Consider the following 15,139-nt stretch of genomic DNA (forward strand, 5'->3'; position numbering starts at 1 on the left):
TTAACCTATGAAGCGGGAGATGGTAAATAAGCTAAGGAAAGGAAGCAGGCTATAGACCGAAAGCTTTTTTAAACTCTGGATACAGAAGATGCCAATCACAAAACAGACATAAAAAATCAGGGCAATAACGGCGGCCAAATAGACGGATTCTGCTTTGGGCAGAAAAGCTTGTAGAAAGTAAGCCAGATCGAGTGCGATCAAATAACTGCACAAGTAGCCCACCCCAAAGCTCATGCCTAAGCGATAGAGAATAGCGAGAGGCTGCATTACAGAAATCATATTTGGCCTTGAATAAATCTATACTGATGAAAATTTAAAAAACTTAATGAACAAAACTTAAAGTCGTTACCAGATACTGTTTTTTATAGGCCTGCTGATTCAATTTTCCTGCCTTGTCTGCTTCTTTGCCGACTTCAATAACATATTGACCTTTCCATGGCGTGGCGATCGTAATCTGGCCTTGGCCGTTGGTGGTGTATTTTTTTAGCCAAAATTGCGGGGAAAAAACTGTGACTTCAACATCCGCAGCAGCTTTACCCTGATACAGTACCGTAAATGTATTGCTGTTGATCTGGGTCGGGACAATATCTAGTTCTGACTCTGCTTTCAAGTTTTGTCTGCCGGATTTGGCATGATAGCTCAACAATGATTCTCCATAGATCAATTCATGACTGAGCTGGACATCTGTCTGGCCTTGGGTCGCATAAAGCAAATGATCTTGTTGCATTTGAGGACTAAAGCTTTTTCTAGACTGAACGGCCTTTGCTTGATTAAAAGACTTCAAGGCACCTTGCTGCGTTTCTTTAAGCTGTTCACTATATTCACCAAAGAACGCATGAGTCTGCTGATTTGTATCACGTTCCAGCCAAAGCATATGCGCCTGAGCTGAAAGTGTCATAGACAGTCCGAGGGTCAGAGCGATCATTTTTTTCATTTGTTTTACCTGTTTTTGTGTATGTAGTGATGATTTAGCCCTGAACATGTCGTCAAGGCTAAGTTTGAAAATCAGTATTTAAATTTCACAGCAACGCTGTAATTTGCTGGTGCACCATAAAAACCTTGCTGATTCGGGAAATTGAACAGATATTTTTCATTGGTCAGGTTATTACCATTGGCTTGCAAGGTCATATGCTCATTCAGCTCATAGCTGGCCATTAAGTTCACGAGCGCATAAGCATCCTGCTCAATGATTCCAGCTTTCTGAGTAATAACTCCATTGGCGGTTGCTTCAGGCACATCTAGATAGGTCTGATCTTGCCACTGCACACCAAGGCCCAGTTTCAGTTTTGGAAGTTGCGGCACCTGATAGGTAGTTAAAAGATTAAAAGACTGGGTTGGATTGAAGGTACGCGCATCACCGCCATTGATCAGATCTTTCAGGCTAAACTGGGTATAACCAAAGCTTAAGGTTAAATGGTCGCTCAGTTGTCCCGCCAAGCCGAACTCGTAGCCTTGGGAACGCAAGTCACTAACCTGAGTTGTGCGTAAAGTCGGAATACCATCAGAATCACGAAGCGGATAATTACTTTGCTCCGTTCTAAACACGGCCATGGTGGCGGTAAGCTTGTCATCTAGCCAAGAACCTTTTACTCCGACTTCATAGCTTTCACCTTCGATCGGCTTGTTAATGCTGCCATCCATTGCTTTGGTGGTTTGCGGACGGAAAATCGAGGTATAACTCAGGTAACCTGTATATTCAGGGCTAAAGTTATAGGTCAAACCGGCATAGGGTAAAACTTTATCTTCATCATAAATGGTGTCGGTCCCATAACTGCTACCACTGCTTTCAGCCTGAACATAGTTCGCACCTAAAAGCAGTTTCAGATCATCATTCAGATGCAGTCGGGTCGCAGCATAAAGGCTCTGGTTCTTCTGCCGGATATGCATTTCCCCACTGGTTTTCGATAGATCCCAGCTCGGTTCTTCTGGGCTAAAACTGGCTAAATCTGTGGTAAGTGGCTGAGCAAAATTACCTCCGTAACCCAATTCATCCAGACGATTTTTAGCCCAAACATAGCCCAATGAGGCTTCATGGCGTTGTCCCCAAAGCGTATAGGTGCCGCTAAAACTCAGGCTGGCTTGTTGTTCTTTATTGTCATCAATATACATGCCTGGGTAGAGGAAGATGCCTGAAGTGCCATTTGCGTCAGGTTTGCCGGACAGAAACAAGAGCTTTGAATCGCGTTGAGTGCGTTTTTCATCATAGGTCAGTTTGGCTGTCCAGTCCCCACCCAGTTTTTGTTCCAGCTCAGCAAAGTAACTTTTAATATTGCTATCCCAATAGGTCCAGCTTGGGCTGTAATTATAATTCCGTGAGTAACTGAGCTGCTCGCCTTCAGTATTGATCAGTGGATTAGAACCCCAATTGACACCATTCGGCTTGTGATTGGTTTCGGTATAGCCAGCAGTCAATAGAGTTGTGTCAGTAATATCTGCCTCCACAACAGCACCTATGCCGTTTTTTTCCAGTTCATAACGATCCAGATAACTGTCGCCTGTTTGTTGATAGCCAAATACACGACCTCTGACTTTTCCATCTTGGGTGAGAGGAGAGGATACATCTACTTCATAGCGCTGCGTATTCCATGAACCGTAACTGGCATTCAAGGCTGCCTGAAGTTCCTGAGTAGGGCGTTTGCGAATCATGTTAATGGTTGCACCAGGATCGCCAATTCCATTATTTAAGGCATTTGCGCCTTTCACCACTTCGATACGGTCAAACAAAAAACTGTCTGGATTATCATTATTATAATTATAGCCTTCGAGTGGAATACCAACGCCATCGACTAAAACATTTGAAATCTCGAAACCTCGGGCAAGGTAGGAGGTCCGTTCCGTTTCCTGATTGCTGACGATAATGCCAGGGGTATTGCGCAGTACGTCCCGGGTATTATCCAAGGCAAAGTCATCCAGTTGCTGGCGGGTAAGGACATTGACTGTTTGCGGCGTTTCCTTGAGTGGAATATTCAGTTTTGAGGCGGTTGACGAATTTTGGATGATATAAGCCTTACTCTGTTCGGAGCTGAGCTCACTCTGTTCTGATTCCGCTGTAACTGTAATCGTCGGTAATTGCTGAGTATCATCGGCAAAACTTTGCTGGGACACTAAAATTGCAAGACTAAGAAGAGAAAGCTTAAATGATGGAGGAACGGTATAAAACATTTTAGTTAATGTAAATGATAATAATTATCAGTAATATTATTGTTTAATATCTCTTAAAGCAATCTCAATATAATAGGAAATCCAAATGAAAAATGAGTTAATGATAGGTAAATCTACAAATAAAAGTTTAATGTAAGGAGTAGGGAACAATAAAATATCACTGTTAAAAAAAGATGTTATTACCTTACTTTTGTGCTCCTGAACCAATTTGTTTATATACTGCACTATAAATTTTCAAATCCTCAATCTGGAGTGACTTTGTTGCATAAAGGCTTCAGAGATAGATCTTTTCTAAGTTACTCGAATTCAAGTGACAACTTGGGTATGAGGTCGACCTAATTCCGTTAATTTATCGCCTAATAATTTAATGCAATACATTTTGGTTTTGACCAAACTTCGCCGATGATAGCCTGACCATTTCTTCCATAGTGTCCTGCCTAAACATTTAACGGTTCGAAGTAATTCATTTCGCTCTTGCGAATGAACTTTTGTAGTTTTCTAAGGCTTTGCATTTTTTCTGGAGGGAACTACCGCATATGCTTACCGGTCTGCAATGACTTGACGGCATTGCTTGGTGTTATACGCCTCGTCTGTATAAACTGAATCAATCTGTTCATCCAACGGAATTTGATCAAGTAACTCCCCAAGGATTCGTGAATCACTCACATTATTCGTTGTGAGCTGAACTGCTCGTATTTGAAGAGTTTTAGCATCTATAGTGGGTATTGGTATGTTGAATGTAGTTCGGAAATTCTGTAATCGAGCCATGGCTTTGTAATAGGGTGGCCAGTGACATCACATATTTGTAGGCATTCAAGGCAGTTTCAGCTCGTAGTCCGCTCAGCATATTTTGTGCATCGATGACCTGTGTGGCGGTGCCCATATCTTCTTTAAAAGACAATTCTTGGATGCGTAAATTTTCCTGTGCGGCTTTCAAGTTTTATGCCAGAAGTGCATCACTTTGCTGTGCACTGAGTGCTTCGCTATAAGATTTATAAATCAGATTTTCAATTTCTTGCTGGGTGCGTGCAGTGAGTAATTCTGTAGCAGAGCGTTTGAGTTCGGCAGCCTGAATATTCTTGTTTTTATCGATCCCGGAAAACAGGTTATAGCGTGCGGCAACTCCGACAATCCAGTTTTCATTTTGATCCAGACTATATTCGCCAAAAGCAAAAACATTCGGTTTTTTTGCCGCTTGCTGGGCTTTCACATTGGCTTGAGCCAATTGGGTATGCATGAATTAGCTCTACATGCTTTACATGTGGCACTGATGAAAGGCCAAGGTACACAATATTTATGGATTGATTCAACAACTCTGCCAATTTGTAAAAATCAACGTATTTAGCGTCATAAATCATTAATCCAAATTGCATCACATGGTAGAAGCTCAATGGGCTGGTTTTATGGCTGTAAATTACGTATTGCGATGAATCAATTTGGTGAAATTGCCTGTTCTGCTTTATCGAATGGACATGTTGCTAATATAAAAATGGTTGAGCAATTGGTTGCTGGTATAGAAGCAAAACTTTACGGGGATCGAGGTTACATCAGCCAAGAATTAAAAATTAGATTGAAAGATCAAGGTATTGATTTAATTACTTATCATCGGAAGAATATGCAGGCTATTCAACTCTGTGCATCAGATAAATATCACTTAAGACAACGCAATAAAATAGAAATATTATTCGGCTTATTGAAGGGGCAATACAATTTAGTGACGAGTAAAGCACGTAGTCTTCATGGATTTCTGCGTGGAATTTACGCCTCACTATGTGCATATCAATTAACCCATCGAAATAAGCCAACAATTCAAATTAAGGAATCATCGGCTTAAGCAGGATTCGGGTTAAATAAGCTTTCAAAAATAGCTTGATACACTAAAGCTATTTTAAGCAGGCAATGAATATGAAAGAAAACGTTAAAGAAAAATAAAAAAAACAGCGTATGATTTACTCAATGGAATTTTAGATGATGCAGACAAGATGATCCGTAATGATTGGTCACGTGCCGAAATACAAGAAATTTATGACTTGCCTTTAATGGATTTACTGTTTCAGGCACAGCAAATTCATCGCCAAAACTTTGAACCGAATACTGTTCAGGTCAGTACTCTGCTTTCAATTAAAACGGGCCGTTGTCCGGAAGATTGTAAATACTGTTCGCAATCTGCACATTACGATACTGATCTGGAAATTGAAAAACGCGTAGAAGTACAAAAGGCGATTGCTGAAGCCAAACAGGCCAAAGCTTCCGGTTCGACCCGTTTCTGCATGGGCGCAGCATGGCGTAATCCGCATGAACGCGATATGCCGTATGTGCTGGAACTGGTGCAGGAAGTCAAGAAACTGGGCATGGAAACCTGTATGACTCTAGGAATGCTGAATGCCTCACAAGCGGAACGTCTGAAAGATGCAGGGCTAGATTATTATAACCACAACCTTGATACCTCACGTGAATATTATGCCAATGTCATCAGTACACGTAGCTTTGATGACCGCTTAAATACGCTTGATCATGTACGTGATGCCGGAATTAATGTCTGTAGTGGCGGTATTGTCGGCTTGGGCGAAGGCGTACAAGACCGGGTCGGTTTGTTGTTTGAACTAGCGACTATGCCGATTCACCCGGGTTCGGTGCCTATAAATATGTTGGTTCCTATTGAAGGCACACCACTGGCCGATGTTGAAAAACTGGATGTGATTGACTGGATTCGTACTATTGCGGTAGCACGGATTATTATGCCGAAGAGTTATATCCGCTTGTCGGCAGGTCGTGAATCTCTCTCTGACTCTGATCAGGCACTGGCATTTATGGCTGGAGCTAACTCATTATTTTCAGGTGATAAATTGCTTACTGCCCCGAACAGTGGTGAAGGTAAAGACAAAGCCTTGTTTGCTAAATTAGGCTTAAAAGCTGAAGCTGCCAAGAAAACAGCTAAAGAATTGGCTGTAGATGCGATGCAACCTGCTTAATTAATCGTGTAACAAACAGGGATCATTTCAACTTGAATTGGTCCCTTTTTTATTGGAACAGACAAAATGAAGATACTGATGATTACGGGTTGGGGGCTAGGAACAGCGGTCTTAACCCCGTTTGTAGAACAGTTGCGGCAGCAGCATCAAGTTAAAGTATGGGATATTTTCGATCCTAACGTAGAAAGTCTTTTGGCCGAAAAAGTCAGGCAGGCGAGTTCGTTTGATGTCTTGATGGGGTGGTCTTTGGGTGGACAGTTGGCACTTTTGCTGGCTAATGAAATCCAGCAACAATTGAAAATTGCCAAACCAGTGATTTGCTGTATGTCAAATCCCTGTTTCGTGGCCAACGAAGCATGGCCACATGCAATGCCAGTTGAACAATATACACAATTTAAATCCTCCATACTGGCTGATCCAAAACGCGGGATGCAGCGCTTCTGTACCTTGGTCACTTTAGCTGGCGCAGCAGCGCGTGAACGTGCAAAATTATTGCACCAACAGTTAAATAGTATTGATTTAAACTATCAGGTTAAGCATCTTTATCTATTGCAGCAATTAAATCTAGTGGATATCTTAAAAAATCATTCAGTCAAGATGCTATTTATATTTTCCGAGAATGATATGTTGGTTCCTTACAAAGTTAGTCAAGAATCTGTGTTTTTAACAACCCAAAATCTGAATTTGGTAAAAATACAGGGCACGCACGATGCCATCCTTTTTGATGCCAAGTTACTCGTTGAGCCAATTTTAAAATTTTTAGCCGATCTGGCTTAAGCAAAAAGAGATTGGTAGCTCTTGACGTTTCATTTTCAGATTTAACGCGCTAAGATCAGTTTTAGTTTTAATAATTGGGGTAAATTCTGTGCAGGACGCTTTTGATCAACAGCATATTTGGCATCCTTATACCTCCATGACACAACCCTTGCCATGTTACAAAGTTAAAGCTGCAAATGGTGCAGTCATTGAACTTGAAGATGGTACCGAGCTGATTGATGGCATGTCGTCCTGGTGGTGCACAATTCACGGTTATAATCATTCTGAACTCAATCAGGCCGTAACAAAACAATTAGAGTCGATGTCACATATCATGTTTGGTGGTTTGACTCATCAGCCTGCGATTGATGTGTCTAAACTGCTACTTGAGATCACGGCGCCTGAACTGGATAAAATTTTCTTTGCCGATTCCGGCTCGGTCGCGGTTGAGGTGGCGTTGAAAATGGCTGTGCAATATTGGAATGCACGTCAGCAACCACAAAAAACTAACTTTGTTACCACACGCTCTGGCTATCATGGCGACACCTGGAATGCCATGTCGGTTTGTGATCCTGTAACTGGTATGCATCAAATTTTTGGTTCGAGTTTGCCGAACCGTTTATTTGTTCCGGCACCTCAAAGCCGTTTTGATGGGGCATGGCAACCCGAAGATATACAGCCACTTGAGCACCTGCTGGTACAGCAGCATCAACAGATTGCTGCCATGATCATTGAGCCGATTGTGCAAGGTGCAGGCGGGATGCGTTTCTATCATCCAGAATATTTAAAGCAAGCTAAGTTGTTGTGTGAAAAGTACGATGTACTGCTGATTTTAGATGAAATTGCCACCGGTTTTGGCCGCACTGGAAAACTATTTGCTTATGAACACGCTCAGGTCACACCAGACATTATGTGTATCGGTAAGGCATTGACTGGTGGTTATATGACCTTGTCAGCGACCTTAACCACTCGCCATGTAGCAGAGACGATTTCAAGTGGTGAAGCGGGTGTGTTCATGCATGGCCCAACTTTTATGGCTAATCCGTTGGCCTGTGCGGTCGCATTAAAAAGTACCCAGCTGTTACTGGCTCAAGACTGGCAGACGCGTATTCAACAGATTGAAAGGACACTAGAACAATATTTACTGGATTTAAAATCCTTGGCACAAGTCAAAGATGTGCGTGTCCTCGGCGCAATTGGCGTGGTTGAGCTACATCAAACTATTGATTTGGCGCGTTTTCAGGCTGAATGTGTATGCCGTGGCGTCTGGATTCGTCCTTTTGGCCGTCTGGTCTATGTCATGCCGCCATATGTAATTTCAACACAGCAACTTGAAACTTTATTAAAGCATATGCGGGAGATGATTCAGCAGATAGAGGCAGTAGCATGAACCATCTTGAGCATTTCCAGCAGCAGCTAGATGACTTGAAACAGCAAGGGCAATATCGCCAGTTTAAGTCCAATATTTCTAGCCAGCCACGATTGCAACTCAATGGCCAAGAGATGCTGAATCTGGCATCCAATGACTATTTAGGTCTGGCATCCAACTTAACGCTACGTGAAGAATTTTTTGACCTCACGCCGATGTCTGAGCGATATATGAGTTCAAGCTCTTCACGTTTACTGACAGGAAACTTTCCCAATTTTGAACAACTTGAAGCACAGATGTCACAGGCTTTTGGACGTTCAGTACTGCTGTTTAATAGTGGTTATCACATGAATATCGGGATTCTTCCTGCGCTCAGTAATGCTAAAACCATGATCATTGCTGACAAACTGGTACATGCCAGTATTATCGACGGGATTCGTTTATCTAAAGCTGGCTATGTGCGTTACCGCCATAATGACCTGCAGCATTTGACTCAGTTTTTAGAAAAATATCAGTCAGATGAATCTATCCAGCGCATCATTGTGGTAACTGAATCAATTTTCAGTATGGATGGGGATGAAACAGATTTAGCTGCTTTGGTGGCATTAAAACAGCAGTTTGCAAAAGTCATGCTCTATGTCGATGAGGCACATGCAATTGGTGTGCGCGGTGAACGTGGATTGGGCTGCGCAGAACAGTATCAAGTATTGGATCAGATTGATTTCCTGGTCGGTACCTTTGGCAAGGCTTTGGCTTCAGTTGGTGGTTATCTGGTCTGTGCGCCAGTGATTCGTGACTATCTGATTAATAGCATGCGACCTTTAATTTTTAGTACCGCCCAGCCGCCACTATGTATGGCCTGGACTAGATTTATTTTTCAGAAGGTACAGCAGCTTCAGGCGGGACGAGTACATTTGGCAGCATTGGCTGTACGCTGTCAGCAGGGCATTCAAGACTTGGGATATCACTGTCCATCAACCTCGCAAATTGTGCCGGTACTGATTGGTGAGGCAAAACGCACCATTCAGGCGGCTGAAATTATGCAACAGCAGGGATTTTATGTGCTACCAGTACGTCCGCCAACGGTTCCTGCCAACACCTCCAGACTCAGAATCTGCCTGAATCAGAACATTTCTGCGGATGAGCTGGACGCATGTCTGCAGGTGCTGAGGAATTTGCCGCGATGAACAGCAAACAGATTGCCCAGCGTTTTGCTCAGGCAAATCTCAGTTATGAGCAGCATGCGCTGGTACAAAGTGCCGTAGCGGCAGAGTTGATGCAGTTTATGCAGCAGCATGTAGCACAACCACATTTGCAACGGGTATTGGAAATTGGCTGCGGTTCAGGGTTTTTTACCCGGCTTTTTATGCAGTATTACAGCTTTGATCATTTATTTTTAAATGATCTATATGCCGAAGTGAAGCAGCATTTCCCGGAAGATGATCGGCTTTTGTGGGGGATTGGTAATATTGAAACCTTGCCACTGCCGCAGTCTCTGGACATGGTGCTGTCGTGTTCTGCATTGCAATGGATCTCGGATTTAAAAGCATTGTTGCTCAACATTGCGCAGGCCTTAAATCCCTCTGGGCATCTGTGTTTTGCCAGTTATACGGACAATAATTTAAAGGAAATTAAGGCACTGACCGGACAAGGCTTGGATTATCTGCCTTTAGCGGAGGTCTGTGAACTGCTTGAATCCTTAGGCTTTGACATTCTGCTGCAGACAGAAGAACAGATGACCTTGCATTTTGAGCATCCGAAACAGGTGTTACAGCATATCAAAGCCACTGGTGTACAGGCGACGGCACAGGGGTTTCGGTGGACAAAATCGTCCTTACAGGATTTTTATACCGGCTATCAACAATTCCAAGACCCTGAAAGCAAACAGTATGCACTGACCTATCATCCGGTTTATGTCATTGCACGGAAGACAGCATGAGCGCACAGATTTATTTTGTCAGCGGCATTGATACCGCAATTGGTAAAACCTTTACTACTGGTTTTCTGGCCAAAAATTGGAATGAGCAGGGCATTCGTACCATAACCCAAAAGCTGATCCAGACCGGAAATGTCGATATATCAGAAGATATCGAACAGCATCGTGCAATTATGGGTTGTGGATTGTTACCGGAAGACCAGCAAAAACTGACCATGCCGGAAATTTTTACGTATCCGGCTTCACCGCATCTTGCTGCGCAGCTGGATGGGCGAGCCATTAACTTTGAACAGATTCATCAGGCTACCGAACAGCTGGCTGCGGCCTACGACTGTATTTTGCTGGAAGGTGCCGGTGGTCTAATGGTGCCCTTAACCGAAGAGTTCCTAACTATTGATTATATTCAGACACATAATTATCCGGTGATTCTGGTCACTTCAGGGCGTTTAGGCAGTATTAATCATACCTTGCTGAGTCTTGAGTTGTTAAAACTCCGCGGGGTTCAATTATATGCCATTGCTTTTAATCATGCAGATAACTCCAAAGATCCCTTGATCGCTGAAGATACCATTGCTTATTTAAAACAGTATTTGCAGCGTGATTTTGCTGATACGACATGGGTTGATATTCCAGCTTTAAATTTAGCCCTGTCTTCTCATAAGTAAGTGATCCGCTTGCAGCGAGGCTGATGTGAATGCTTAAATATCGAGGTTGCGCCACTGTAAATTGAATCTGATAGCCATATTTGTTTAACACCATTTTCATCAAATATAAGTCTAGCCCATGCCCATTTTGCTAGGGAGATTTATGCCAGAAACGCTGTCCCAAGTATGCATATCTTCAACCTTTGATTATCATTATGAATGATCAGCACACATGCAGCATAGCAATTGAAATGGTGTTTGCCTGTGCATGCAATAGAGCATTGTTAAGTAGGTTTTTAAAGACGGTATCTAGTTCAAAATCGGGTAAGGCAATTCGGGTCAGGCTCGGTCAGTCAATTGTTAAACTGGGTTCAATTTCCGGATAAAGCGACTGTAAATCGGCAATCACCTGAGTCAGGAGCCGTGCAATTTCAATACTGTACTAGATATCACTCAGTACTTGATCGGTAGAGGAAAGTGCTAGAAGCTGTTCCAGTAGCTGGGTACATCGGCGGATACCAAGGTGTACCTGCTGCAAGCTCTGTTGCAATTTGGGCGAGCTTGCCTGTTGTTCTGCCATCAGTTGTGCAAGCTGAATATGAGTTTTGATCGCGGTTAAAGGACTACGCAATTCATGGGCGGCGTATGAACTAAATACTTTTTCATTTTCCGGATTTTGATGCAGTTTATGTATTAAGTGCTTAGAGTTTTGGGCAAAGGACTGTACCTTGGAAGGCATTACTTTGGCATCTAAGGTTTTTAAATAGTGAGTAGCATCATTCACTGATAAATTTGGCTGACTTAAAAGGTTGAAACTTCATCTAAGGCTTTAAGCTCTCGACGAATAATCAAAACGATTAAGTCTATACATAGCAATAAAGACAAAATTATTGGTATTAATACCGATTATAAAATCTTTTTGAGCAATTATCCACGTAGGAACATCCGCTCTGCTACCACCACTTGAATATCCTCACGACGTAACACATAACTGAGCCTCACCTTGTTGCTTTGTACTAAAGCCAACTACTTGGTGGCTTAAATCTTTCGGTGCACCTCGGGTTTTTGCTACCACATGCTGAACGACACTGACGTCAGAGCCAAATAAAGACACTTTATAGGCAATCAACTGCTCTTGATTGGTGGAATGAAGTTGTTGGGCTAGTACATTTTCATCCAAGTTTTGCATCGGCAGTTGTTGAGTCAATCGAGCGACCATTGGATGGCTGAATCAAACCAAATTGATATATTTCCTTGACTGAGCAAGGCTTTATTGTAGGTAGATCAACTGGTTGTACGATAGATCTTGGGTGCAGACCTCTTCATTTAGAAATTATATTCCCCAAGAAGCTTTCAGTGGTAGGTTTGTGCAACAAAGCCTCTTGCAAATAAAGGCTATCAAGGGATTTATACATTGTATCCAAATAGTTTATGGCCATTAAAAGCAAAAAAGCACTAAAAACCAGATCTCGAGCTAAAACTTTATAACCAAGAAATCAATAAAAGAAGAATTGGGATTGAACAGGTATTTGGAACTTTGAAAACCTTCAAAATCCTTGCCGAGCGATATCACAACCCTGGCAAAAGACTAGGATTAAGATTTAATTTAATTGTGGGAATCCATAATTTTGAGCTGAGTAAAAAGTGAATTATGAAAGAAATCTAATATATAAAATTTTAAGAGATTATAAAAATTGGTCATACCAAAAAATAAATTAAATCTTTTATATTGTGTTTTTGGGCTAATATTACTAATATCGCCAATACAAAATGCACATTTTATCTCTTAAACACTAAATTGGTCATACCAATTTAGTGTTTAAGTACAATAAACTGTTCAATCTAGTAGTTAAGCATTTCAAGGAGTAGACAATGCTTCAACAGTGGCAACAAATTTATGATCCTATAGGCAATATCTGGATTTCGAGTGCTATTGCGCTAGTTCCAATTATTTTCTTTTTTTTAGCGTTAGCTATTTTTCGCATGAAGGGTAGTGTAGCCGCTACAATTACCGTTTTTTTAGCCTTTCTGGTCTCATTATTTTTATACAAAATGCCAATTGGAATGGCATTAGCATCAATGGTCTATGGATTCTTCTACGGCCTGTGGCCAATTGCATGGATTATTATCGGTGCAGTTTTTATATATAAGATTTCAGTAAAAACAGGACAGTTTGATGTTATTCGTTCGTCTATTCTGTCAATTACAGAAGATCAACGTCTGCAAATGCTATTAGTTGGGTTTGCTTTTGGTACGTTTTTAGAAGGTGCGGCAGGTTTTGGTGCGCCCGTCGCAATTACTGCGGCACTGTTGGTGGGACTCGGCTTTAAGCCTTTATATGCGGCTGGGCTATGCCTGATAGTTAATACTGCACCTGTTGCTTTTGGTGCAATGGGAATTCCGATCATTGTCGCTGGGCAGGTTTCAGGTGTTGACACCATGGAAATCAGTCAAATGGTTGGTCGTCAGTTACCCTTTATGGTGCCAATTGTATTGATCTGGATCATGGCAATCATGGATGGTTGGCGTGGGGTTAAAGAAACTTGGCCTGCTATTTTAGTTGCCAGCTTATCTTTTTCTTTAGCGCAATATCTAACATCAAATTTTGTTGGGCCTGAGTTACCCGATATCACTGCTGCAATTGCATCATTAATCAGTTTAACTATCTTGCTTAAGTATTGGAAACCAAAACATATTTTTCTTTTTGAGGACAAAAATATACAGGTAGATGAAACTATTATCAAGCAAGCTCGTAAACAATATAGTGTGGCACAGATAGCCAAAGCCTGGTCTCCATTTCTGATACTTACAGCAATGGTGACGATCTGGAGCATCAAACCTTTTAAAGATTTATTTGTTAAGGACGGCCCATTAAGTGATTTAGTAGTTTCAATTAAAGTGCCGTATTTGCATCAATTGATTCAAAAGCTACCACCTGTCGTGCCTGAAATTAAAGATTATGATGCGATTTATAAGTTTGATTGGTTATCAGCAACGGGTACGGCGATTATATTGGCGGCATTGATCACGATTATTTATTTAAACATGAAACCTAAAGAGGCAGTTTCGACATTCTTTGAAACCGTGAATGAACTAAAAACCCCAATTTATTCGATTGGTATGGTACTGGCTTTTGCGTTCATTGCAAACTATTCAGGTCTGTCAGCGACGCTTGCTTTAGCACTGGCACATACGGGTCAGGCTTTCACATTCTTCTCACCATTCTTGGGTTGGGTTGGAGTGTTTCTTACAGGTTCAGATACTTCAGCTAACGCATTGTTTTCAGCGTTACAAGCAACTACAGCACAGCAAATCGGTGTGCCTGAAGTCTTGTTAGTTGCTGCCAATACCAGTGGTGGAGTAACAGGTAAGATGATTTCTCCTCAATCAATTGCGATTGCTTGTGCGGCAGTGGGCTTAGTTGGTAAAGAATCTGATTTATTTAGATTTACAGTAAAACACAGCATTATCTTTACGGTGATGATTGGTATTATTGTGACCTTACAAGCTTATGTTTTCCCGTGGATGATTCCGTAAACGGGTCAAGGAAAAAAATGAAAGTCTCCGACAAAGTGGTACAGCGTTTACGTCTATTGATTGAAAAAAATAATGTGCAAGTCGGAGAGCGATTGCCTGCTGAACGCCAACTCTGTGAACAGTTAGGTGTGTCTCGTAGCTCTTTACGTGAGGCGATTCAACAACTGATTACCGCAGGGATTATTCAGAGCAAAGCGGGTGCAGGCACCTATTTAAAGCAGTTGCCTGCACATTGGTCACAGTATCAAATCGTTGAGCCATTATCCGGTTTGATGGATCAGGATCCTGAATATCGTTTTGATGTACAAGAAGCTCGTATGGTGCTTGAAGGTGGTACAGCATGGTATGCCGCACAACGTGCCACACCCAGTGATTTGATCAATATTCGTCAATGTTTTGAGCAGATTAGCCATTTTCAGGCTTTAGGTGATGATGCCCACGCAGCAATAGCGGATGCGAATTTTCATCTGGCGATTGCAGAAGCATCCCACAATCTAGTGCTGATCCAAATGATGCGTAGTTTGTTTGATTTATTGCAAGACAACGTGATGTTAGGGCGACGTAAAGTCTACACTACACCACAACATTTTGAACAATTGCATGACCAGCACTTTGAAGTGATGGATGCAATTGAACGTCAAGACTCAGAGACTGCACGTAAGGCAGCTTGTGGGCATATTGAATTTGTTGTTCAACGCGTACGTATGATCGATGAAGAAGAAGCTCGTCGTCAACGTTCGAGTCGATTAAATAGGACATAAGT

13 protein-coding genes and 4 pseudogenes are annotated in these 15,139 nt (G+C 42.0%); 10 read left to right on the forward strand and 7 right to left on the reverse strand.

Features of this window, described 5'->3' with window-relative positions:
- From MWG72_RS13300 to MWG72_RS13320, 5 genes and pseudogenes are all read right to left on the reverse strand, one after another.
- A complete protein-coding gene (locus tag MWG72_RS13300) occupies positions 1–279 on the reverse strand; it encodes a hypothetical protein (RefSeq protein WP_247144252.1) in 279 nt (92 codons plus the stop codon).
- Between the two features lie 43 nt (positions 280–322).
- Complete coding sequence (locus MWG72_RS13305) at positions 323–934, reverse strand: DUF4198 domain-containing protein (RefSeq protein ID WP_247144253.1); 612 nt, start codon at positions 932–934, stop codon at positions 323–325.
- 71 nt (positions 935–1,005) lie between these two features.
- Positions 1,006–3,162 (reverse strand): TonB-dependent siderophore receptor, encoded by a 2,157-nt coding sequence (locus MWG72_RS13310; protein ID WP_247144254.1) that lies wholly within the window; start codon positions 3,160–3,162, stop codon positions 1,006–1,008.
- Positions 3,163–3,468: 306 nt separating this feature from the next.
- Positions 3,469–3,879 (reverse strand): annotated as a pseudogene (locus MWG72_RS13315) (transposase); the annotation flags it as partial.
- A pseudogene (locus MWG72_RS13320) lies at positions 3,869–4,399 on the reverse strand (TolC family protein); the annotation flags it as partial. The pseudogenes MWG72_RS13320 and MWG72_RS13315, both read right to left, overlap by 11 nt.
- Here MWG72_RS13320 and MWG72_RS13325 point away from each other — a divergent pair.
- From MWG72_RS13325 to bioD, 7 genes and pseudogenes are all read left to right on the forward strand, one after another.
- Positions 4,388–4,996: pseudogene (locus tag MWG72_RS13325) on the forward strand (IS982 family transposase); the annotation flags it as partial. The pseudogenes MWG72_RS13320 and MWG72_RS13325 overlap by 12 nt on opposite strands.
- A 148-nt stretch (positions 4,997–5,144) precedes the next feature.
- Positions 5,145–6,134 carry a biotin synthase BioB gene (bioB, locus tag MWG72_RS13330; protein ID WP_005093784.1) on the forward strand — a complete coding sequence of 330 codons (990 nt, stop codon included), beginning with the start codon at positions 5,145–5,147 and terminating at the stop codon, positions 6,132–6,134.
- 66 nt (positions 6,135–6,200) lie between these two features.
- Positions 6,201–6,911, forward strand: a complete 711-nt coding sequence (locus MWG72_RS13335) for an alpha/beta hydrolase family protein (RefSeq protein ID WP_005105917.1) — start codon at positions 6,201–6,203, stop codon at positions 6,909–6,911.
- Between the two features lie 88 nt (positions 6,912–6,999).
- Positions 7,000–8,280 (forward strand): adenosylmethionine--8-amino-7-oxononanoate transaminase, encoded by a 1,281-nt coding sequence (gene bioA / locus MWG72_RS13340; protein WP_044112459.1) that lies wholly within the window; start codon positions 7,000–7,002, stop codon positions 8,278–8,280.
- Positions 8,277–9,446, forward strand: a complete 1,170-nt coding sequence (locus tag MWG72_RS13345) for an 8-amino-7-oxononanoate synthase (RefSeq protein WP_100535634.1) — start codon at positions 8,277–8,279, stop codon at positions 9,444–9,446. The genes bioA and MWG72_RS13345 overlap by 4 nt, the downstream gene beginning before the upstream one ends.
- Positions 9,413–10,198 carry a malonyl-ACP O-methyltransferase BioC gene (gene bioC / locus MWG72_RS13350; RefSeq protein WP_004282156.1) on the forward strand — a complete coding sequence of 262 codons (786 nt, stop codon included), beginning with the start codon at positions 9,413–9,415 and terminating at the stop codon, positions 10,196–10,198. Before MWG72_RS13345 ends, bioC begins: the two co-directional genes overlap by 34 nt.
- Positions 10,195–10,860, forward strand: a complete 666-nt coding sequence (bioD, locus tag MWG72_RS13355; RefSeq protein WP_243475286.1) for a dethiobiotin synthase — start codon at positions 10,195–10,197, stop codon at positions 10,858–10,860. The genes bioC and bioD overlap by 4 nt, the downstream gene beginning before the upstream one ends.
- 421 nt (positions 10,861–11,281) lie before the next feature.
- On the opposite strand, the gene MWG72_RS13360 is transcribed toward bioD, so the two are convergent.
- Both MWG72_RS13360 and MWG72_RS13365 read right to left on the reverse strand, forming a co-directional pair.
- On the reverse strand, positions 11,282–11,623 hold the full coding sequence (locus tag MWG72_RS13360) for a histidine kinase dimerization/phospho-acceptor domain-containing protein (RefSeq protein ID WP_004282152.1): 342 nt from the start codon (positions 11,621–11,623) through the stop codon (positions 11,282–11,284).
- Between the two features lie 189 nt (positions 11,624–11,812).
- Positions 11,813–12,046: a hypothetical protein gene (locus MWG72_RS13365; protein WP_225554309.1), complete on the reverse strand. Its 234-nt coding sequence runs from the start codon at positions 12,044–12,046 to the stop codon at positions 11,813–11,815.
- 318 nt (positions 12,047–12,364) lie between these two features.
- Here MWG72_RS13365 and MWG72_RS13375 point away from each other — a divergent pair.
- From MWG72_RS13375 to lldR, 3 genes and pseudogenes are all read left to right on the forward strand, one after another.
- Positions 12,365–12,487: pseudogene (locus MWG72_RS13375) on the forward strand (IS5/IS1182 family transposase); the annotation flags it as partial.
- A 224-nt stretch (positions 12,488–12,711) separates the two neighbouring features.
- Complete coding sequence (gene lldP, locus MWG72_RS13380; RefSeq protein WP_004282148.1) at positions 12,712–14,376, forward strand: L-lactate permease; 1,665 nt, start codon at positions 12,712–12,714, stop codon at positions 14,374–14,376.
- Positions 14,377–14,393: 17 nt separating this feature from the next.
- Positions 14,394–15,137, forward strand: a complete 744-nt coding sequence (gene lldR / locus MWG72_RS13385) for a transcriptional regulator LldR (protein ID WP_004282146.1) — start codon at positions 14,394–14,396, stop codon at positions 15,135–15,137.
- The last annotated feature ends 2 nt before the right edge of the window (positions 15,138–15,139 follow it).

It is taken from the genome of Acinetobacter lwoffii (genome assembly GCF_022967985.1).
Taxonomy (GTDB): domain Bacteria; phylum Pseudomonadota; class Gammaproteobacteria; order Pseudomonadales; family Moraxellaceae; genus Acinetobacter.

Coding starts and splice junctions, on each gene's coding strand:
- lldP (WP_004282148.1), top strand. CDS start 12,712: ATGCTTCAACAGTGGCAACAAATTTATGATCCTATAGGCAATATCTGG.
- bioD (WP_243475286.1), top strand. CDS start 10,195: ATGAGCGCACAGATTTATTTTGTCAGCGGCATTGATACCGCAATTGGT.
- MWG72_RS13335 (WP_005105917.1), top strand. CDS start 6,201: ATGAAGATACTGATGATTACGGGTTGGGGGCTAGGAACAGCGGTCTTA.
- bioC (WP_004282156.1), top strand. CDS start 9,413: ATGTCTGCAGGTGCTGAGGAATTTGCCGCGATGAACAGCAAACAGATT.
- MWG72_RS13300 (WP_247144252.1), bottom strand. CDS start 279: ATGATTTCTGTAATGCAGCCTCTCGCTATTCTCTATCGCTTAGGCATG.
- lldR (WP_004282146.1), top strand. CDS start 14,394: ATGAAAGTCTCCGACAAAGTGGTACAGCGTTTACGTCTATTGATTGAA.
- bioB (WP_005093784.1), top strand. CDS start 5,145: ATGATCCGTAATGATTGGTCACGTGCCGAAATACAAGAAATTTATGAC.
- MWG72_RS13310 (WP_247144254.1), bottom strand. CDS start 3,162: ATGTTTTATACCGTTCCTCCATCATTTAAGCTTTCTCTTCTTAGTCTT.
- MWG72_RS13305 (WP_247144253.1), bottom strand. CDS start 934: ATGAAAAAAATGATCGCTCTGACCCTCGGACTGTCTATGACACTTTCA.
- MWG72_RS13345 (WP_100535634.1), top strand. CDS start 8,277: ATGAACCATCTTGAGCATTTCCAGCAGCAGCTAGATGACTTGAAACAG.